Source organism: Variovorax sp. CAN15 (assembly GCF_030462475.1).
In the GTDB taxonomy this organism is placed as follows: Bacteria; Pseudomonadota; Gammaproteobacteria; order Burkholderiales; family Burkholderiaceae_C; genus Variovorax.
On the sequence record NZ_JASMRZ010000065.1, the window covers coordinates 12,876 to 32,971 of the forward strand.

Consider the following 20,096-nt stretch of genomic DNA (forward strand, 5'->3'; position numbering starts at 1 on the left):
GAGCCTTCGATCTGCTCGCAAGCACGAGTCGACGCTCGAACAACCGATGTGAGCTTTCTCCTGGAGCATCCCGTGAATAAACCGCGTACCGCCTGGCTCAACAACCTCGCACTCATCGTTGCCGCGTTCGTCGGTGCATCACCGGCCATCGGGCAGCAAGCCGGCCGCCCACCCGCCAAGATCTTGGTCGGCTTCTCGCCCGGTGGCACGCTCGACGTGGTGACGCGCGCGCTTGCCGATCAATTGCATGGCCCGCTCGATCGCACTGTGGTGGTGGAGAACAAGCCGGGCGCAGGCGGGAAGATCGCGATCGATGCGATGCGCGCCGCTCCCACCGACGGCAGCGTGGCCATGCTGTGCCCCGACTTTCTCGCATCGATCTACCCCTTCGTCTTCAACAAGCTCAACTACGACCCGCAGAGGGACATCCTGCCGGTGTCGACGGTGGTCGAGTTCCCGATGGCACTGGCCGTGCCCTCCTCCTCGCCCGTCAAGACCTTCGCCGAATACGCCCAATGGGTGCGTACGCACCCGGAGAAAGCCAACTTCGGCCACGCGGCATCGGGCGGTCCGACGCACTTCCTGGGACTTCAGATCGCCAGGATTATCGGCACACCGCTGCAGGACATACCGTTCCAGGGCGCAGCGCCGATGATCGTGAACCTGACGGGCGCCAATGTCGCGGCGGGCACGTCCACGGTCGGAGACTTTGCGCAGCACCACAACGCCGGCAAGCTGCGCGTGCTGGCCGTCACCTCCGCACAACGCTCGCCGCTGCTGCCGAACGTGCCGACCTTTGGCGAACTCGGCCGCAAGGAACTCACCGCAGTCGGCGTGCTGGCCATATGCCTGGCCCCCGGCACGCCCGCGGCCGTAGTCTCCGAATGGAGCACCGCCGTGCGCAAGGCGGCTTCCACCGAGCAGTTCGCGAGCAAGGTCCGCATGCTCGGCTTCATGAACACGGGAAGCTCGCCCGCCGAAGCGCGCGCCAGGTTCGACGAAATGCGCGGGTTCTGGGAACCGGTCGTCAAGGCCTCAGGATTCAAGGCCGATTAGCGCGATGACGCGACCGCGCGCTCCCCGCGGCGCGCCTAGCGCACCGAGCGGATCCAATCCCGAAAAAGCCGGACCGGTGCCGTGGCCGCTTTCAAAGGGTCGCAGACGAGGTAGTAACCGAGCTCCGTCCTGGCGACATGGTCCACCGCAACCACGAGGCGCCCGGTGCGCAGGTCATCTTGCACGTAGGCCCGCTGCGCCATTGCCACGCCCAGGCCATCCGCTGCGGCCTGATAGCACAACGCAGCATTCGCCAACGCGATTCCCGGCAGGCATGGGGTATCCGACAGGCCGGCCGAGCCGAGCCACAGCGGCCAGGCCTGCGGGCGCAGCATGGAGTGCAGCAGTTCGGCCCGCAGCAGATCGCCAGGCACCTGGAACTGCCCCGCCAGGGCGGGTGCGCAGACCGGGACGAATTCGTCGTCGAACAGGTGGTCGAGCTCCACATCGGCCCACTCGCCCATGCCGTGCCGGATTGCGCAGTCGGCGCCTTCAAGTCGGACGTCATCCGCGAGTGCGATCGTCGCGATCTCCAGGCCGATGTCGGGATGAAGCGCATGGAAGCCGTGAAGGCGGGGAACCAGCCAGCGGATGGCGATGCTCGGAGGCACCTTGAGGCGGAGCCGTTTCTCCCGCTGGCTGTCGGCCAGGTCGCCCAGCGCGTCGTGCAGGCGATCGAAGGCGTCGCAGACGCGGGTGGCGAGTCGTTCTCCCACTGCGGTGAGTTCGATCTCGCGACCGGCCCTCTGGAACAGCTGCACGCCCAGCCCCGCTTCCAGCAGCTTGATCTGCTGGCTCACGGCCCCGGGAGTGACGTGGAGCAATTGAGCGGCTCGCGACACCCCCTTGGCCCGATACACCGCATCGAACGCACGCAGCGGGCTCAGGAGCGCGCGAAGGTTCTGCATGACAGGATTGAAACTTCCGGCAAACTCAGCGCTCCCTGAAGAGGCAAACTGCTTGTCTCGGCACTCGCACGCATCGGCTTCAGCATTTCTGGATGCCGATGGTGCGGTTCAGAAGGTCCTCTTCTTCGCGCAGGGCCGACGCGGAGCCGGAATAAGCGGCGACGCCCCGCTCCAGCACGATGACGTTCGTGGAGAAGTCGAGAACGACGTCGACGTGCTGCTCCACGAGGACGCAGCCGACTCCGAGCTGGTCGCTCATCCGGACGATGGCGTCCATCAGTTCCTCTCGCACCATCGGAGCGAGGCCCTCCAGCGGCTCGTCGAGCAGCAGTATGCGCGGCTGGCCGACGAGTGCCCGTGCCACGGACAGCATCTGCTGCTCGCCGCCCGACAGCTGCGTGCCACCGTTGCGCCGCCGCTCCTTGAGCCGCGGGAACAGTGCATAGACCGGCGGCAGGGCCACGCCGGCCGAGCGTCCCTGCAGGCCCGACAGCAGGTTCTCCTCTACCGTCAGCGAAGGAAAGATGTCGCGGCTCTGCGGCACGTAGCCGAGCCCTGCCCGTGCGCGCGCATACGTGGTAGCCCCGCCGATGTCGTTGCCGCCGAAGTGGATACGACCCTGCATCAGGTCGGCCAGGCCGATCGCGGTTGCCAGCGTAGTGGTCTTGCCGGCGCCGTTGCGCCCGATGAGGCCCAGACGCTCGCCTTCGCGCACGCTGAAGCTGAGATGCTCGACGACCGGCACGCCGCCGTAGCCGGTCGTGACATCGTCGAACCGGAGTTCAATAGGGAGCTTGGGCATGGCCGTCTCGTCCGAAGTAGATTTGCTTGACTTGTTCGTTGGCGGCGACCTCCTGCGGCGTGCCCTCGACCATCACCGCACCGGCAACGAGCACGATGATGTGTGAGGCGAAGCGGAACACCAGGTCCATGTCGTGCTCGATGAGCAGCACGGACAGTTCCTTCGGCAGGCTTTCGATGGCGTCCATGATGCGGCCGCCTTCTCCTTGCGGCACACCCGCGCCGGGCTCGTCCAGCAGCAGCACCTGCGGCTTCATCGCGAGCGCCAGGGCGATCTCCGCAAGCCGCTGTTCCCCGAGCGCGAGGTGTCCTACCACCCGGTTCGCGTAGGGATGCAGGCCCAGCATGCCGAGCGTCTCGTGAACCTCGTCGCGAACACGCGCCGAACGCGCCTGCGAGGGCCACCACTGCATCGAGGCCCGCAGCCGCTGCAGCACCGCGACCCTGACGTTCTCCGCCACGGTGAGGTCCTTGAACAGGCGGCTGATCTGGAACGTGCGGACGATGCCGCTGCGCACGCGTGCGTACTGCGGCAGCTGGACGATCGAGCAGCCGTCCAACCGGATATCGCCCGACTGCGGGCGCATCGCTCCACTCAGCAGGTTGACCAGCGTCGTCTTGCCGGCCCCGTTGGGACCGATCAGCGCCGTGCGTGCACCCTGCGGTAGGGACAGCGTGACGTTCTGCGTGACCGCCAGACCTCCGAAGGAATGGCAGAGATTCTGGGTTTGCAACCGGTGGGTCATCGGCCTCCCCCGCTGCGGCCCGGCCGCCTGGCGAATGCCACGGCCCGGTCAAGAAGCCCGATCAGGCCTTCCGGCAGAACGATGAGCACGACGATCAACATCGACCCGATGACGAACAGCCAGTGATACGGGTTCAAGGTCGACGCGATGTGGTGGATGGTCATGTACGCGACGGTGCCGAGCACCGCACCCGCCAGGCGGCGCGTGCCGCCCAGCACGATCATGACCACCACACCCGCGGACGTCGTGAAGTCCAGCATGGAGAGATTGGCCACCTTGCTGGTCTGTGCCGTCAGTGCGCCCGCGAGCCCCGCCACGACGCCGCCCACGGTGTAGACGGCCAACAGGTGCAGGTACACGCGCCCGCCCAGCGCCTGGACGCGCCCCGGGTCCTGCCGTATGGCCCTGGCCGTCAGGCCGAAGGGCGACTCGACCAGGTTGCGCACCAGGAAGTAAACCAGCACCAGCGCGCCGAGCGCGTAGAAATAGCCGGTGTGGCCCATGAAGTTGAACTCCCAGATGCCGAACAGCGGCGCAACCTCGAAGCCGGCAAGTCCGTCGTCGCCGCCGGTGAGCCACCTGGCCCAGTTGGCGAGCTCGAGCAGCAGCTGCGCCACGGCGATGGTGAGCATCACCAGCGTGAGCTTGGTCGAGCGCAGCATGACGGCACCGCTCAGCAGCGCGATCAGCCCTCCGCCCAGGCCGCCGAGTAGTAGCCCGGCGATGGGATCGGTCGTCAGGTACAGCGCGGTCCAGCCCGCGACATAGGCGCCGGTGCCGTACAGCGCGGCCTGGCCCAGGGTCGCGATGCCCGCCTGTCCGAGCACGAGGCTCAGCGACAGTGCAAAGATCGACATCGTGGCCATGTTGGTCAGCAATCCGAGGTCCTGCGGGAACAGCGCGAAAGCCAGCAGCCCCGCGAGCATCAGCACGATCTCGGCGCGCAACTGCTTCCACGGGCGCAAGCGCGCCGGCGCAGCCATTGCCATGGGTGGAATCACCGCGCTCATGCCTGCCTCCCGAACAGCCCCTGCGGGCGGACCAGCAAGACGATGATCATCGTCAGGAAAAAGGCAGCCGATGCGAGCTGCGGAACCATGTATTTCATCGAGGTCTCCACGATGCCGAGCAGCAACGCTGCGAAGAAAGAGCCGAACAGATTTCCGTTGCCTCCCACGGCGACGACGGCCAGGAGGATCACGAGGTACTTGGAGGCGTAGGTCGGCTCCATCGGCAGCATCTCTGCACCGGCGATGCCGCCCAGCGCCGCGAGCGCGGCACCGATCGCGAAGGTGGCCGCATAGATCCTGGTCGTGTCGATGCCGATGGCCCGGGCGATCGGCGCGTTGTCGACCGCGGCGCGCACCCGGATGCCGAAGGAAGACCGGTCCACGCTCAGCCACAGGACGCCGACGACCACGAGCCCGCAGGCGACGACGATGAGCCGGTGCCGGGGAATGGAGCGAAACCCCAGGTCCACAGAGCCGCCGAATGCCTCGGGAAGCGCGACGGATGTCACCGACGATCCGAACATCAGGTTGACCGCCGCCGTCGCGACGAACATCAGGCCGATGGTCACGAGCATCTGGTCGAGATCGTCGCGCCGGTAGAAACGGCGCAGCAGGATGCGCTCGAAAAGCACCGCCACCAGGGCCACGATGGCGATCGCCAGAATGAAACCCAGCCCGATGGGCACGCCCAAGCGCTGCGGAATGCTGGCCGCGAGAAAGCCGCCGAGCATCGCGAAGGCACCATGGGCCAGATTCACCACCCGCATCAGGCCCATGGTCATCGACAGGCCCACGGTGATCATGAACAGGATCATGGCGTACGTGATCCCGTCGACCAGGATGCTGCTGAGAAGCGCAACGGACATGCTGCAGCCTCTTCCTACTTGGTTGCGTTCTGGATGCGGCCGTAGTCGGGCTGCATCTCGAAGGTGCGGAACTCGCGATTGACGAAGCGCCCGGCCGCATCCTTCTCGACCACCCGCATGTAGACGTTCTGCACGAACTCGCGGGAGGCGGGGTCGATCTTCACCGGGCCACGCGGGCTTTCCCAGGAAAAGCCCTTGGCGGCGGCAATGGCCTTGGGCCCGTCGCGCTTGCCATCGGTCGCCTTGACCATGTGATAGATCACATGCAGGCCGTCGTACGCATTCGCGAGCTGGACGGTCGGGATGGCCTTGGGTGCCACTTCGGCCAAGGCCTTGACGGCGGCATTGCTCAGCGGCGAGTTGTGCGTCGCCGAATAGAACATGCCGGTCTCGATTCCCAGCAGTTCGGGGCCGATCGCGCGCAGTTGGTCTTCATCCGTCTCGCCCGTGCCCAGGAAGCGCACGCCCGCGGCCCTCAACCCCGCTTCGTTGTAGGCCTTGACCATCGCGTAGGTGGCCGGCCCCCCCGGACCGAAGACGTAGAGCGCATCGGGCTTGAGCGCCTTCACGCGCTGCATCAGGGGGCCGAAGTCCGTCGTCTTCAGCGGCGCACGGATTGCTTCGAGCAGCTTGCCGCCGCCGGCGACGAAAGCGGTGTTGAAGGCCTTCTCGGCGTCGAGGCCTGGGCCGAAGTCGCTGACCAGCGACACGACGTTCCTCACGTTCTTCTCGAGCGCGTACTTCGCCACCGGCACCGCCATCTGCGGCAGTGTGTACGAGGTGCGCAGCAGGTAGTCAGACTTCTCGAGAAGCGACGAGGTCGACGCATTGAAGATCACGACGGGCACCTTCGCCTCCTGTGCGAGTGCGGCGACAGCCAAGGTATCGGGCGTGAAATACAGGCCGGCGATGTACTGGGCGCCTTCCTTGATGATGAGCTCCTGGGCCAATGCCTTGGCCTGCGCGGGATTGATGTCCGGCAGGTCGCGGTAGATGACCTCGATCGTGTGTCCGCCCGCAGTGGTGCCGTTAAGCTTCTGATAGGCCTTGGTCGCACCCTCCCAGGTCTGCCCCACCGCGGAGAACGGTCCGGACATGGGTGCGATCACACCCACCTTGACGACGTCGGCGCGGCTTTGGAAGGCGAGCGTCGCGAGTGAGACCGCCATCGCGGCAATGAGTTTGAGGGTCATCTTCTTCTCCAGGTAGGGTCGCTGGCAGGGCATGCGCCCGGGTTTTGACGAGAGGTGGGTCGGGAATCGTGGGGCGAGGCTTGGCTTCAGGCCTGGGCGCCGTGGGGCAGTACCGCTTCGCTCGCCTGCAGGGCGGCGTCGCGGGGCATCAGGGTCGCGTACTTCTGTTCCATGTCGAACAGATTGGCCTCGTGCGCCTGAAGCGACCGGTCGCCCACGCAGTCCGTGACGACGAGAGGGCGAAAGCCGTGGCACATTGCGTCGACCACGCTGGCACGAACGCACCCGCTGGTGGTGCATCCCGCGATCAGCAAGGTCTGCACGCCGCGCTGGGACAACCAGGAAGCCAGCGAAGTGCCGAAGAAGGCCGAGGGATGGATCTTGCGCAGCACCAGTTCGCCGCTGCGGGGCTGCAGCTGCGGAACGATCTGGCTTTGCGGCGCGTCCTCCCGCAGGGCGAGGATCGGCGGCACCTTGAGCGCGAAGATGTTGGCGTCGGCTTCGTCGTCCTGGTACACGACCCGCGTGTGGGCGACCGGCCATCCGCGCTCGCGCGCGGCGGCCAGCAGGCCGCGCGTGCATTCGATGGCCGGCTCGATGTTGCCGCCGCCGAACGTGAGCGGATCGGCGAATCCGTTGACGAAGTCGATGATCAGCAGGCCGTACGGCGCCTTCGGCGCGACGGCATTGCCGAAGCCCTGCTTCTGGTAGATGTCCGGATCAGCGCTCATTGGAAGGCCTCGTCGATGACCTTGCCGTCGCGAACCACGACGACATCGTCGAGTTTCACCGTGCAGTTGCGCAAGGGAATATCGAGGTGGCAGGGCGTGGTGCGCGGCCCTCCGGCTTCGTTGTTCGGGCCCAGCGAGAACAGGAAGTTGCCTTCGAACGCGCGTGCGTCCTGCCCGGAAGTGGCTTCGCGGTCCACCAGCGACAGCGTGTGCCAGTAGCAGCGCGGCTGCATTCCCCAGCCGATGTGCGCGATGGCGTAGGCCTCGGGGTCCTTGTACGCTTCCATGAACTCGCGCAGCAAGGCGGCGTCGATGTCACCCTCGATGCTCCGCACGAAGCCTTCGCGCAGATGCATGGTGATCTTGTCCGAGACGTAGTTCTTCTGCGGCAGCAGGATGTCGCCTCGGTCGATCACGATGGTGCCGTCGCTGCCGCCCTCGTTGGCGAAGGTGAAGAGGAAGCCACTCGGCCAATGGTCCCAGCGCCCAGGCTCTTCGCAGAAGCCGTACTCGGAGATGGTCGGGAAATCGCCGAGCTTGAAAGTCACGTCCGTGCCAGCGGGCGACGTCACATGCATTTTTCTGGCCGACTTCAGCAGCCTGGACGCCGCCAGCACACGTTGGCGATCGGCCTCGGTGGGCACGGCCCGCACCAGCACCTCGGGCGGCTCGACCGCCAGGAGAATCTTCGTTCCCGACTCGAGGATCTCCATCTGCTCGGGCGAGAAGAGCAGCAGCATCAGGTCCAGCACGATGTCGCTGTTCTTCATCGCCGCGAGCGCAACCGGATTGTTGGTGAGCGGCGTCTCGCCCAGGTAGTTCATCAGGTCCCGGCTGGGGGCCTTCTCGGCGTTGATGGGCTGCAGCTCGATTCTGGTGACGACCGCGCCCGCGGCCTGGGCTGCAATCGTCGCGGTCTGAAGCGTCTGCGGATGGGTGTGGGGACCGCACAGGATCGAGACCTTCTGGCCGCGCTCCACCTTGCTGAGCTTCAGGACCTCGTCCCAGGCCTTGACCATTTGATAATCGCTGACTGGCATTTTTCGTCCTTTGTTTGAAAGTGTCAGATCTGCAGGAGCGCAAGGTCTTGCGGGCTGCCCAGCTTGAAGATCCGGCGGGCATTGCCGTAGCAGACTTGTGCACGGGTTTGCTCATCGAGCGGCGCCTGCTCGATGAAGGTGCAGGCCTCGGCGGTGGACTCGTAGGGATAGTCCACGGAGAAGAGCACGGCCTGCGCGCCGAGCTCGCCGATGGCGCCAAGCAGTGCCGGCGCGGAACACACGCCGGATGTCGTGATCAGGATGTTGCTGCCGATGTACTCGCTGGGCTTGCGGGCCAGCTTGATGCCCGAGGGATACGCGGCGAAGCGGCTGTCGATGCGCCAGCGTTGATACGGCAGGGCCTCGCCCATGTGGCCCAGCAGCAAGGTCAGTCGCGGGAAGCGGTCGAACACCCCGCCGAACAGCAGGCGCAAGGCGTGCCCTGCCGTTTCCACGCCCCATCCCCAGGCAGCTCCCTGGAGCACCGGCATGCCTTCGAGCAGCGCAGGTGGCTGGCTGAACGCGTTGGGGTGCAGGTAGATGGGCACGCCGAGCGCCTGCGCGCGCTCCCAGAACACGTCGAATTCGCTGCCCTCGTAATAGCGCCCCAGGGTGTGGCCATTGATCATGGCCCCCTTGAAGCTGTGCTCGACGACCGTGCGCTCCAGCTCTCGCGCCGCCTCGGTCGGATCCTGCAGCGCAACGTGGGCAAAGGCGCCGAAGCGCTGTGGATGGCGCGCCACGCGCTCGGCGAGGAACTCGTTGTTCTCGCGTGCGCGCCGCACGGCGGTGGTTCTATCCACCTCGGCCTGTACGCCGGGCATCGTCTGCGACAGCACGGCGTATTCGATGTTGCCGGCATCCATCTCGGCGAGGCGCCGGTCGTCGAAGTCGCTCAGCCTGGCGTCGAGCCGGGCCACGAAGTCGACCGGCAGCGCGCGCGTGTACTTGGCGGAGTACGCATCGAAGCCGGGGGCGGAGAAGTGCTCTTCGAGCGCGATCTTGGGAGTTCGATTCATCATTGTCCTCATCGGGTTCAGACCGGGTAGGCCAGGGCTGTGTCAAGAATCTCGGTGTCGTGCACCACTTCGCGGCTGGCGATGAGCAGCCTTGCGCCTTCGCGCACGAAACGGTCGTGGTAGATGCCCGCGAGATGCACGGTGGAAGGCCCCTCGACGAGGGTCTGCATCAGGATGAAGGGGGTCTGCGAGCTGACCGTGTCGCCCGTCTCCCGCAGCACCCGCGTGATGCCCAGGACATGCAGCATGTGCCGGGGCGCGAACATCTGCGAGTGCGCCACGGCGAGCGCGCGGTCGGTGATCATGTCCAGGCCCTCGCAGTACACGAGCCCCACCGGCATGTTCAGCAGCGCGTTCTGGCGCGAGGTGATCCGGTACGTCGCTTCCTTGCTGAAGAACTCGGGCCAACGCTCGACGTCATTGGCATCGAGCGCGGCGCAGTACTCGACATGAAAGGAGTCGATCTCGGCGCGCAGTTCGGCCGCGCGAAGGGGCAACACCACAGAGCTGGCGTAGGCGAGTTGCTCCCTCATGCTGCGTTCTCCGCGACACGGATGCCCATGACGGCCCGGTAGTACTCGTAGAGCGACCGGATGCACGACTCCGAGATCAGGTTGCGTGCCGTGCCCTGATGGCCGGCATCAAGCTTGACGACGTTGTTGTCCGTGGACGAATTGCGGATGCCCTCCTGCACGAACTTCAGCGCCTCGTTGTCCTCGAGGCCGAGGAAGCCCGACGGCCCCATCAGGTTGCCCTGGCGCAGGCGGTGCCGCGTCATTTCCGGCGTGTCGTCCTCATAACCGAACATGGTCCACTGCATCACCATGCTGTTCGGGCCATTCGGGATGATCTGGCGCACACCCATCGTGTTCATCTGGCGCTGCACGATCAGGTTCGGCCACATGGTCATCATGTTGGCGGACCAGGGGGAGTCGAACTCGCGCACATAGTCCAGGAACCGCTCGTCGCGCAGCCGGAGGTTGTCGCTGAACGACCGCATCTCCGCCTTGTCGTCGGCGGCGACGGTGGCATAGACCTGGTCGGGCTTGGACGACGCCATGTAGCCGTGGCGGCCATGTTCCTTGTCCGCGAAGACGATCGACTTGATGCCCGGCACGAGAAGGCCGAACACCACAAGGAACGAGTGCAGCAGCGTTGCGTGGTACGGATCCTTGAGGTTCTCGTGGTACATCTTCCAGTTGCACGGAAGCTCGTTGCGGCAGTAGCCCAGGATCCTGAGTTTCTTGCCCGAGAAGGGAACGTCGAACTCCTCGACGATCTCCTTGGTCATGTACTCTTCCAACGGCGGAGTGTTGTCGGAGTAGGTGGCGAACACCACGCCGTTGCGCGTCGCCACGCGCAGCTGGCGGGTACCGTGCTCCGCGTTCTTGAAGTCCGGCGGCATGCCGCCGATCTTGTTGATTCCGCGCTTGAACGGAACGCCCTGCAAATTGCCCTTGAGGTCGTACGACCACTGGTGGTAGGGGCAGACGAACTCCTTGGCGTTGCCGTGGCTGGAGCGGCAGAATTCGGCACCGCGGTGGGCGCAGCGGTTCTCGAAGACGGAGATCGTGTTGTCTTCCGCGCGAACAATCACTACCGCGGTGGCACCTACATAGCCGCGTTTGTAGTCGCCAGGGTTCGGAATTTCGGCTTCCAGGGCGACAAAGTTCCAGGTGTCCCCACGGAAGATGCGCTCGATCTCCTGGTCATAGATGGCTTGGCTGGTGTACACCCAATCGGGGATGTTGTTGAGCGCGTCGGCGGGCCAGACGCACTGCTCCAGGGGCGGGTTCTTTCGGGCATTGGTGATGCCGATGACCGCCTGCGATTGATACATGGAAAGCTCCTTGGCTCTGAGAGGTGGTTAAACGGTGGCAGCGGCGCCGGCCTGCATCTGCCTGGCCCAGGCGCGCAGGTTGGTGGCGTTCAGCGGGAAGTCGTCGAGCGGCACGGGCAGCCCCTTTTCGAAGAGCGGACGAATGGCGCGCAGATCGGCGCCCGCATTCAGGGCAACGCCATGAAGCGGAACGCCGCCCCGATGGCCGATCCACAGCGCTTTGCCGGAGGCCGGATCGCCTCGACGCAGGTAGTCCAGACCCGGCGCCGGCAATCCGAGCATCTGGATGTTGTGTTTGCCCTGGTCGGTCCAGAACCAGGGAACCGCTGGCGCGGGAATGGGCACGCCGAGCATGGCTGCAGCTGCGGTGCGTGCTTGGTCGTTGGCGTTCTGCCACGACTCCAATCGCGCGGGCGCCGTCTGTCCGGGGCGCTGCTGGCTGGTGCAGTCGCCGCATGCGAAGACGCGCTCGTCGCTGGTGCGGCACTGCGCGTCGACCAGGACGCCGCCGCCCGCCGCAATCGCCAAGCCCGCATCGCGGGCCAGCGAATCATTGGGCGAGAGGCCGACGGCGACGACGACTTCATCCACCTCCAGATCGCCCGCATCGGTGACCAGCCGCATGCGACCGCCAGGCATCGAATAGATGCCGCCGAGAAAGGTCCCGAGCAGCAGCCGTACACCGGCCTCGCGCAGCCCGGATTCGAGCCACGTCGACGCCTCTGGCGGCAGGAAGCGATCGAGCAAGGATGTCGCGCGCTCGAGCACTGTCACCGCCGCGCCTATCGACATCGCAGCGTGAGCGATCTCGAGGCCGAGGAAGCCGCCACCCAGAATGGCGACTCGCGGTTTGCCATGAAGGGCGGCGCGCAGCCTGCGCGCATCGTCCAGCGTGCGCACGTAGTGCACGTGCGGATGGCCAGCTGGAGCCGATGTCAGCGTGTTCGCCTCCCCACCCGTGGCAAGAAGGCACGTGTCGTAGGCGAGCATCTGGCCAGCGGCAAGGCGGACCTGCCGCTTCGAGACATCCAGGCCGACCGCATCGCTGCCTCTCAGCAAGTCGATGTCGCCGAGTGCCCAGACCTCCTGCGCCAGAACGTCGAGACAGGGCTCTTGCGCTGCCACCAGAACGGCCTTCGACAACGGCGGCCGCTCATACGGCTTGTGGCGCTCCCGCCCCACCATCGTGATGCCGCCGCGAAAGCCCAGTTCGCGCAGCGCACGTGCCGCAACTGCGGCCGCCTGGCCCGCGCCGATGATGAGAACGCCGGGCGACGTCATTTGGCTTCGGGCGACAACACATAGATGTCGTCGCCTTCCCGCTTGACGGGATGGGTGCGCAGATCCACGGTAACCGGCGTGCACATCGCCTTGCCCGTACGAATGTCGAAGCGGCCCTGGTGCAGCGGGCATTCCACGCAGCCGTCCTCCACATAGCCTTCCGAGAGCAGCGCAGTGGCATGCGTGCACATGCTGTCCGTGGCAAAGAACTCGCCGTCGATACGAAAGAGCGCGACACCTTGGCCCGCGACATTGACGGTCTTCGCTTCGTCGTTACTCAGCTCTTGCGCTGAAGCGACCTTGATCCATTCCATGATTCCATCCTGTCGATCTTGAGCATCGAAAGTAGTCAGTGTACTGACATAAATATCGATTTGTCTCGTGTTTTTTGTTCGGGTTTCTACGGAATTCCGATGCCCCAAGATGGACTTTGGAAATCTGCCAATTCGCCTCGATATGGCGCATTTTCATTGGAGAAATGCACCATGTTCGTGAGAACTTGCGCTCCCTATGCCGGGCTTCAGCGAAACATCTTTCCACGCAATCAAATGGCTCTTACACTTATGCAAGTTAACTGACTTACTCGGCAATGCCTGTTGACCGGATCACACTTTGGACCGAGGTGCCGCGCATGCGAGCCGGCGTCTCGATCCACGCGCCGAACCGCCTGCGAAGAAGCTTCGAGGCCGTCCCTTCGCAGGGGAGCGTGGCCGTGATGGATGGGCTTGATCGATTCGGCCGGTTCGTATCTCGCGTGTTCGATGCTGCACATCCGGTGCAGCCCGGCACATGGAAATCGGAAGGAGAAGGAAACGCATGGACCAAGCAGACATTCCTGCACGGCTGTTGAAGCGCGAAGGCATCGGCGCCCGGGTGCCTCGCAAGGAAGACGCGCGCCATCTGGTCGGCAAGGGCAACTTCGTGGGCGACTTCGTGCTGCCGGGGCTCCAGGAGGTCGCGTTCCTGCGCAGCTCGCTGGCCCATGCCGTCGTCACAGGCGTCGAGATTCCCGAGGCGCTGGCCGGGAAGGTGTTCCTGCGGGAGATGATGCCCGACGCGGCAGACATCGGCTCGCCGTCCTCGCTGCCCACCTACCAGTACTCGGCATTGCCGCCACTGGCCTCCGGCAAGGTCCGTCACGTCGGCGAGGCCATCGCGATGGCGGTTGCGCCGACGCGCGCCATGGCGGAAGACCTGTTGGAGGAAGTGCAGGTCTCATATGAAGAGCTGCCCGTCTATCACAGCGCCGAATCCGCTCTCGCAGCCACGGGAGAGTTCATGCATCCCGATTGGAAGGACAACGTGTTTCTCACGCTGCGCGCCAACCGCGACTTCGAGGAGCTTGCCGCGAAGGCCGAGGTGAAGGTCAGCCGCACGGTCGAGCTGTCGCGCCAGTGCATCGTGCCGCTGGAGGGCAAGTCGGTGCTCGCCTACTGGGACTTCCAGACCGATCAACTCGTGGTCGTCAGTGCGACGCAGGTTCCGCATCTGCTGCGCGTGGGAATCGCCCAGCACCTCTCGATGAACGAGGAAGCCGTGCGCGTCGTGTCGCCAGACGTCGGCGGCGCCTTCGGCTACAAGGGGCAGCTCTACCCTGAAGACCTGTGCGTTGCCTGGCTCGCCAAGACGTACCGCACGCCGTTCCGTTACCTCGAGGACCGGCGCGAGCACCTGATCGTCGGTGCCAATACGCGGCAGCATCACTATCGGCTCACCGCCTATGCGGACCGCACCGGAAAGCTGCTGGCGCTGGATGCCATCATCACCATCGACGGCGGCGCCTATTCCTACTATCCCTTCTTCGTCGGCCTGGAGCCCGGGCAGGCGATCGGCAACCTGCCCGGCCCCTACAGCTTTCGAGGCTATCGGTGCGAGACCCTCTGCGTCGCAACCAACAAGCCCGGGTTCATGGCCTATCGCGGCGTCGCGCGCACCGGCGTCTGCTTCGCGATCGAGCTGCTCATGGATGCAGTGGCGCGTACAGTGGGGCGCGAGCCCTGGGAAGTGCGAATGCAGAATCTCGTACCAGCCGCCGCCATGCCCTATGTCAACGTGGCCAACAAACACTTCGACAGCGGCGACTTCCCCGCAAGCCTGCGGCGCGCCGTGGAGATGATCGGACTGGACGCGGTACGCGAGCGGCAGGCACGCGGCGAGCCGGACGGCCGCCTCATCGGCTTCGGCACGGCCACCTATACCGAGCAGTCCGCCCACGGCACGACGGTGTTCGCCAACTGGGGCCTGCCGGTGGTGCCCGGCTTCGACCAGGCAGTGGTCAGGATGACCGCCGACGGTGGACTCGAAGTGCGTGTCGGCGTGCACTCGCACGGCCAGGGCATGGAGACCAGCTTCGCGCAGATCGCCAACGACGTGCTCGGCATCCCGGTGGCCAGGATTCGGGTGGTGCATGGCGACACCGCGCTCACCCCGTTCTCCTCAGGCACCTACGCCTCGCGCGCCACGGTCATGTCCGGAGGGGCCATCTCGGTCGCGTGCAAGGAGCTCCTGCCTCGCATCCAGTCGATCGCGGGCTACCTCATGGGCGTGGATGCGCCAACCGTCGCATTGATCGAAGGACGCGCCGTGGCCGGCGACAAGTCGATCCCCCTGTCGGAAGTCGGAGGCGCTTGGTACCTCACGCCGCAGGACCTGCCTGCCGACGTTCATCTCGGTGGCCTGGAGGTGTCTCGTGCGTACAAGCCCAACGTCGATACCGGCACCTTCACGTATGCGACACATGCGGTGGTGGTGGCCGTCGATACCGAGACCGGCGAAGTCGAGATCCTCGACTACGTCGTCGTCGAAGACTGCGGAACCATGGTCAATCCGATGATTGTGGAAGGGCAGACCATCGGCGGCATCGCACAGGGCATCGGCACCGCGATGTACGAGGAGAGCCCGTACGACGAACAGGGCCAGCCGCTGGCTTCCACCCTGGCGGACTACATCCTGCCCGGCGCCACGGAAGTGCCGCGCATCCGCATAGAACACTTCGAGACGCCTTCGCCGCACACCGAATTCGGTGCCAAGGGCGTGGGCGAAGGCGGCGCGATCGCACCGCCGGCAGTGATCTTCAATGCCGTGAACGACGCCCTGCGCGGCACGGGCGCCGCCGAAGTGCTGATGACGCCGTTGACGCCACGCCGCCTGCTCACGGCGCTGGAAGGCGCGAAGAGCCAACAGGAGCACGCTCGATGAAAGCGCCGAAATTCGCATACGCGCGCGTCCTCGAAGTGGATGAGGCGATCGCAGCGCTGGCCGCCGGCGCAGGCGCCACAAAGGCAATGAGCGGCAGCCAGTCGCTCGGACCGATGCTCAACCTGAGGCTGGCGCGGCCTGCACAGGTGGTCGACGTCGCACACATTCCCGACCTTCGGACGGTGAGCCGCAAGGCCGACTGGATCGAGATCGGCGCTGCCGTCACCCACGCCGAGATAGAGGACGGCGTGCATGCGCCGCTGGCGGAACACCCCATGCGCCAGGTTGCTCGCGGAATCGCCTATCGCGCGATCCGCACCCGAGGTACCGTCGGCGGCAGCCTGGCGCATGCCGATCCCGCGGCCGACTGGGTCGTAACCTTCGCGGCACTCGGCGCACGCGTGACGGTCAGGTCGCCGCGAGGCGAACGCACGGTCGAGGCCGACGCGTTCATGCTCGGCGCCTACACGACCGTGCTCGAGTCCGATGAACTCATCGTCTCCGTCGCGGTGCCTTCGCAGACTCACACGACGCGTTGGGGCTATCACAAGGTCTGCCGCAAGCCGGGCGAATTTGCAGAGGCCAGTGCGGCGGTCTATTTCGATGCCTCACGCAAGCGAGCGCGAATCGTCTTGGGAGCCGCTGACGGCCCTCCCCTGCTGCTGCATTCGCTGGCGGCCGAGATCGCGCTCAAGGGCACGGGCGCGGCGGGGCGCGAGGCACTGCGAGCAGCCGTGCAAACCGCACTCCCCGAACGCGACGCCATCGACCGCAAGCTCTTCACGGCCAGCCTGGAGCGCGCACTCGATCAGTCCGGCATCTTTGCCGACACCAGACAAGCGGAGTAAAAAGACTTGGACCCGATTTCCATTCAAGTGAACGGCCGCAGCTTCAGCCGGCAGACCGAGCCGAGGATGCATCTTGGCGACTTCCTGCGCGACGAACTGCACCTGACAGGAACGCATCTCGGCTGCGAACATGGCGTCTGCGGCGCCTGCACGGTGCTCGTCGACGGCCAGCCCACGCGCTCGTGCATCACGTTCGCCGTGGCTTGCGAAGGCCGCGAGGTCACCACCATCGAAGGCTACGAAGACGACGCGGTGATGCAGCGGCTGCGGCAGGCATTCACGCGCCACCACGCACTGCAGTGCGGCTTCTGCACGCCGGGGATGCTCACCACCGCGCGCGACATCGTGCTTCGCCTGCCCGAAGCTGATGAAGCGTGCGTGCGTCTCGAGCTGTCCGGGAACCTGTGCCGTTGCACCGGGTACCAGGGCATCGTGGACGCCATCCTGGACGTCCTTCAGCAACAGCGCATCAGCCCCGACGCGCAGTTCGAGCAACTGCGGCAACGATTGAGCGCGCCGCGCTCGGTCACGATGAAGCGTGTCGCCGCGGCGGCGCAGGCCGGATCGGCCACCCCGTCATCCACTTCGACATCCACTTCATCGACCGGGAAGCCGGCCGCCTCCGAACCGTCCGCTGCGGCGGACATGGCGGAAGTCGATCCGGTCGCGATGGCCAAGGCCAAGGCGAAGGGCAACGCGATCGAAGTCCATTTCGACGTGCCTTATCCGCTTGATCGGGTGTGGGAATTCATGGGTGACCTGCCTGCGGTGGCTTCGTGCCTGCCGGGCGCGACCATCGACTCGCACGAGGGCGAAAGAGTCAAGGGCACCATCGCCATCAAGTTCGGCCCGATGTCGGCGGCCTTCGCCGGCGCGGCGCGGCTGGAGCGCGACGACGCGGCCAAGCGCGCCGTCCTCCGGGGGGCCGGGCAGGACAGCCTGAGCAAATCGCGCACCCAGGGCGACATCAGCTATCGGCTGGAGGCGCTGTCGACCGACAACACCCGGGTGCACATAGACATGATCTACGCACTGCAGGGCCCGCTCGCGCAATTCTCCCGCTCCGGCCTAGTGAAGGATTTCGTGCGCCGCATGGTGGCGGACTTCGGCAAGCAGATCACCCGCAGGCTGGGCGGGCAGGCGGTGTCGGCCGGTGAGCCGCAGCCCACTGTCTCCATGGCCGCGATGATGTGGAGCGTGCTCTGGAACCGCATCCGCGGCTGGTTGGGAAGACCGCCGCGGCCTTGAGACAGGCCACGCCGGGTGCCGCAAGCCCCGGCGCAATGACAGGATTTTTCATCGATGCAATTTTCAACACCGGCCTGGAGCGAGAGCGACTGTGCATGGAACAGTTCGGAGTCGCAATGAGTTCCCTTCTTCATGGCTATCACGTACGCGCGAACGGGGTGCGGCTGCACTTGCTGCGCTATGGCGGGCACGGCTCGCGCATGCTCCTGCTGCCCGGCATCACGAGCCCCGCGATCACCTGGGGTTTCGTTGCCGAGCGGCTGGCTCGCCACTTCGACGTCCATGTTCTGGACTTTCGTGGGCGCGGCTTGTCCTCCAGCGCGCCCGGCATGGACGCGAGCCTCGATGCCATGGCGACCGACGTGCTCGCGCTGCTGGAGGTTCAGGGTTGGTCGTCCGTGACGCTGCTGGGTCATTCGATGGGCGCGCGCGTGGCGATTCGCGCAGCCGCGCGCGACGCCCGTCGCATCGACAGGCTGCTGCTGGTCGACCCCCCTGTCTCCGGTCCCGGCCGCCGGCCTTATCCGGTGCCGCTGTCCTGGTATGTGGAGTCGATCCGGATGGCCATCGAGGGTGTGACGGCCGACGAGCTTCGCCCCTACGCGCCGACCTGGACCGACGAACAGCTGCAACTGCGGGCCGAGTGGCTGCATACCTGCAGCGAGGAGGCCATCGTGCAGGCGCATGCCGGTTTTCACAGCGACGACATCCACGCCGACCTGGCCAAGCTGCAGACGCCCGGGCTTCTCATGACGGCGGGACGAGGCGGCGTGGTGCTTGCGGAAGACCTGACGGAGATCGAAGCACTCGCGCCAGGCCTGGTGCAGTGTCGGGTCCAGGGCGCCGGCCACATGATCCCTTGGGACGATGAGGACGGGTTCCATCGCCAGCTCGGCGAGCATCTGAAAATCGACCTGTCGTAGCGGTGGAGGCGCGATTGGCTATCCATTCACACACAGGGCAGCCGGTACACTCGCCGGCTGACTATCGGCGATCTCGAGATGATGACGAAGCGTTCCCCCGCTCAGAAGAAGACAGGTGGCGTAGCAGAGGCGGCAAAACCTCAGGGCCCCGAGCCTTTCAATCCGCTGCGCGAAGTGATGTGGCGTCGCCCGGGCTTCCTGATTCGTCGATTGACCCAGATCGGCCAGGCGATCTTCTTCGATCTGTGCAAGTCCGAGAGCATCACGCCGCTGCAGGTCGGCATGTTGACGGCACTTTCCATGAACCCCTGGCTTGATCAGAAGGCCATCGGCCGGGAGCTTTCCCTGGATCGGACGACGACGGCGGAAGTGCTCAAACGCCTTGGCGACAAGGGGCTCGTCGAAACGCGCGTCAATCCAGACGACCGGCGGTCAAGACTTTCGGTGATCACCAAGGACGGCCTGAACCTGATCAACGACCTGCAGGAAAGCATCCACCGATCGCAGGAGCTGTTGATCGAGCCGCTGTCGCCAGAGGATCGCGCCGTCTTCATGAAGCTGCTGGCGCAGCTCGTGGATGCACACGAAAAGATGGACAAGCAAGGCTAGTCCTTCAGATTCATACCGAGCGGCCTCTTGCCGCCTGGCTGCTGCCCCCTATGCGGCCCGGCCACATTTCCCGATTACTTTGGAGTTGCTGCAAAAGCAAGATAGAGATGGGTTACATAGCACCCCTGAAAGACATGCTGTTCGGCATCGAACATCTGGCCAACATCGGCGAGATCGCSAAGCTGCCGGGCTTCGAGGATGCCGGCCTCGAAACCGCACAGGCCGTGCTCGAAGAGTGCGCGCGCTTCAACCAGGACGTGATYGCGCCGCTGAACGTGCCGGGCGACCGCAATCCCTCGTCGTTCAAGGACGGCGCCGTCACCACCACGCCGGGCTTCAAGGAAGCCTTYGCGCAGTACGTGTCAGGCGGCTGGCAGGGGCTGCAGCATCCGGCGGACTTCGGCGGCCAGGGCCTGCCCAAGACCATCGGCGCGGCCTGCGGCGAAATGCTCAACTCGGCCAACATGAGCTTCGCGCTGTGTCCGCTGCTGAGCGACGGCGCCATCGAGGCGCTGCTCACGGCCGGTTCCGACGAGCTCAAGGCCACCTATCTCGAGAAGATCGTGAGCGGCCAGTGGACCGGCACGATGAACCTCACCGAGCCGCAGGCCGGCAGCGACCTCGCCATGGTGCGCAGCCGCGCCGAGCCGCAGCCCGATGGCACCTACAAGGTGTTCGGCACCAAGATCTTCATCACCTACGGCGAGCACGACATGGCGGAGAACATCGTGCACCTGGTGCTGGCCCGCGTGTATGCGTTTTCGCGGGCGATCGGCAGG

Annotated in this window: 21 protein-coding genes; 8 read left to right on the forward strand and 13 right to left on the reverse strand. The window is 65.5% G+C overall.

The window, feature by feature from the left end:
- Window positions 1–72: 72 nt before the first annotated feature.
- Window positions 73–1,056, forward strand: a complete 984-nt coding sequence (locus tag QMO14_RS26180; protein WP_184605457.1) for a Bug family tripartite tricarboxylate transporter substrate binding protein — start codon at window positions 73–75, stop codon at window positions 1,054–1,056.
- Between the two features lie 35 nt (window positions 1,057–1,091).
- Here QMO14_RS26180 and QMO14_RS26185 read toward each other — a convergent pair whose 3' ends face one another.
- The 13 genes from QMO14_RS26185 to QMO14_RS26245 form a co-directional block, all read right to left on the reverse strand.
- Window positions 1,092–1,964, reverse strand: coding sequence for a LysR substrate-binding domain-containing protein (locus QMO14_RS26185; RefSeq protein WP_184605458.1), 873 nt, complete (start codon window positions 1,962–1,964; stop codon window positions 1,092–1,094).
- 79 nt (window positions 1,965–2,043) lie between these two features.
- Complete coding sequence (locus tag QMO14_RS26190; RefSeq protein ID WP_184605459.1) at window positions 2,044–2,766, reverse strand: ABC transporter ATP-binding protein; 723 nt, start codon at window positions 2,764–2,766, stop codon at window positions 2,044–2,046.
- Complete coding sequence (locus QMO14_RS26195) at window positions 2,747–3,511, reverse strand: ABC transporter ATP-binding protein (protein WP_184605460.1); 765 nt, start codon at window positions 3,509–3,511, stop codon at window positions 2,747–2,749. The genes QMO14_RS26190 and QMO14_RS26195 overlap by 20 nt, the downstream gene beginning before the upstream one ends.
- Entirely contained in the window at window positions 3,508–4,521 is a 1,014-nt protein-coding gene (locus tag QMO14_RS26200; protein WP_184605461.1) for a branched-chain amino acid ABC transporter permease, read from the reverse strand. The genes QMO14_RS26195 and QMO14_RS26200 overlap by 4 nt, the downstream gene beginning before the upstream one ends.
- The gene (locus tag QMO14_RS26205) at window positions 4,518–5,387 is read right to left on the reverse strand and encodes a branched-chain amino acid ABC transporter permease (protein WP_184605462.1); all 870 of its coding nucleotides are present in this window, start codon (window positions 5,385–5,387) and stop codon (window positions 4,518–4,520) included. Before QMO14_RS26205 ends, QMO14_RS26200 begins: the two co-directional genes overlap by 4 nt.
- A gap of 14 nt (window positions 5,388–5,401) precedes the next feature.
- Window positions 5,402–6,580 (reverse strand): ABC transporter substrate-binding protein, encoded by a 1,179-nt coding sequence (locus QMO14_RS26210; protein ID WP_184605463.1) that lies wholly within the window; start codon window positions 6,578–6,580, stop codon window positions 5,402–5,404.
- 86 nt (window positions 6,581–6,666) lie between these two features.
- Entirely contained in the window at window positions 6,667–7,311 is a 645-nt protein-coding gene (locus QMO14_RS26215) for an isochorismatase family protein (RefSeq protein ID WP_301510737.1), read from the reverse strand.
- Complete coding sequence (locus QMO14_RS26220) at window positions 7,308–8,351, reverse strand: 2,5-dihydroxypyridine 5,6-dioxygenase (RefSeq protein WP_285414316.1); 1,044 nt, start codon at window positions 8,349–8,351, stop codon at window positions 7,308–7,310. Before QMO14_RS26220 ends, QMO14_RS26215 begins: the two co-directional genes overlap by 4 nt.
- Before the next feature lie 23 nt (window positions 8,352–8,374).
- Window positions 8,375–9,370, reverse strand: a complete 996-nt coding sequence (locus tag QMO14_RS26225) for an amidohydrolase family protein (RefSeq protein WP_301510742.1) — start codon at window positions 9,368–9,370, stop codon at window positions 8,375–8,377.
- Between the two features lie 17 nt (window positions 9,371–9,387).
- Window positions 9,388–9,903 carry a nuclear transport factor 2 family protein gene (locus tag QMO14_RS26230; RefSeq protein ID WP_184605467.1) on the reverse strand — a complete coding sequence of 172 codons (516 nt, stop codon included), beginning with the start codon at window positions 9,901–9,903 and terminating at the stop codon, window positions 9,388–9,390.
- Window positions 9,900–11,210, reverse strand: coding sequence for a Rieske 2Fe-2S domain-containing protein (locus QMO14_RS26235; RefSeq protein WP_184605468.1), 1,311 nt, complete (start codon window positions 11,208–11,210; stop codon window positions 9,900–9,902). The genes QMO14_RS26230 and QMO14_RS26235 overlap by 4 nt, the downstream gene beginning before the upstream one ends.
- Before the next feature lie 27 nt (window positions 11,211–11,237).
- Complete coding sequence (locus tag QMO14_RS26240) at window positions 11,238–12,491, reverse strand: NAD(P)/FAD-dependent oxidoreductase (protein WP_184605469.1); 1,254 nt, start codon at window positions 12,489–12,491, stop codon at window positions 11,238–11,240.
- A complete protein-coding gene (locus tag QMO14_RS26245) occupies window positions 12,488–12,805 on the reverse strand; it encodes a non-heme iron oxygenase ferredoxin subunit (protein WP_184605470.1) in 318 nt (105 codons plus the stop codon). The genes QMO14_RS26240 and QMO14_RS26245 overlap by 4 nt, the downstream gene beginning before the upstream one ends.
- A gap of 275 nt (window positions 12,806–13,080) precedes the next feature.
- Here QMO14_RS26245 and QMO14_RS26250 point away from each other — a divergent pair, with 275 nt between their 5' ends.
- The 7 genes from QMO14_RS26250 to QMO14_RS26280 form a co-directional block, all read left to right on the forward strand.
- Window positions 13,081–13,341: a hypothetical protein gene (locus QMO14_RS26250; RefSeq protein ID WP_301510744.1), complete on the forward strand. Its 261-nt coding sequence runs from the start codon at window positions 13,081–13,083 to the stop codon at window positions 13,339–13,341.
- Entirely contained in the window at window positions 13,308–15,689 is a 2,382-nt protein-coding gene (locus QMO14_RS26255) for a xanthine dehydrogenase family protein molybdopterin-binding subunit (protein ID WP_184605471.1), read from the forward strand. Before QMO14_RS26250 ends, QMO14_RS26255 begins: the two co-directional genes overlap by 34 nt.
- Window positions 15,686–16,537: a xanthine dehydrogenase family protein subunit M gene (locus QMO14_RS26260; RefSeq protein WP_184605472.1), complete on the forward strand. Its 852-nt coding sequence runs from the start codon at window positions 15,686–15,688 to the stop codon at window positions 16,535–16,537. Before QMO14_RS26255 ends, QMO14_RS26260 begins: the two co-directional genes overlap by 4 nt.
- Before the next feature lie 6 nt (window positions 16,538–16,543).
- Window positions 16,544–17,785, forward strand: a complete 1,242-nt coding sequence (locus tag QMO14_RS26265) for a 2Fe-2S iron-sulfur cluster-binding protein (protein ID WP_301510746.1) — start codon at window positions 16,544–16,546, stop codon at window positions 17,783–17,785.
- A gap of 116 nt (window positions 17,786–17,901) precedes the next feature.
- Window positions 17,902–18,708, forward strand: coding sequence for an alpha/beta fold hydrolase (locus QMO14_RS26270; protein ID WP_184605676.1), 807 nt, complete (start codon window positions 17,902–17,904; stop codon window positions 18,706–18,708).
- A 78-nt stretch (window positions 18,709–18,786) separates the two neighbouring features.
- Window positions 18,787–19,317 carry a MarR family winged helix-turn-helix transcriptional regulator gene (locus tag QMO14_RS26275; protein WP_184605474.1) on the forward strand — a complete coding sequence of 177 codons (531 nt, stop codon included), beginning with the start codon at window positions 18,787–18,789 and terminating at the stop codon, window positions 19,315–19,317.
- A gap of 107 nt (window positions 19,318–19,424) precedes the next feature.
- On the forward strand, window positions 19,425–20,096 hold a 672-nt coding region (locus QMO14_RS26280), incomplete at its 3' end, for an acyl-CoA dehydrogenase N-terminal domain-containing protein (RefSeq protein ID WP_301510748.1).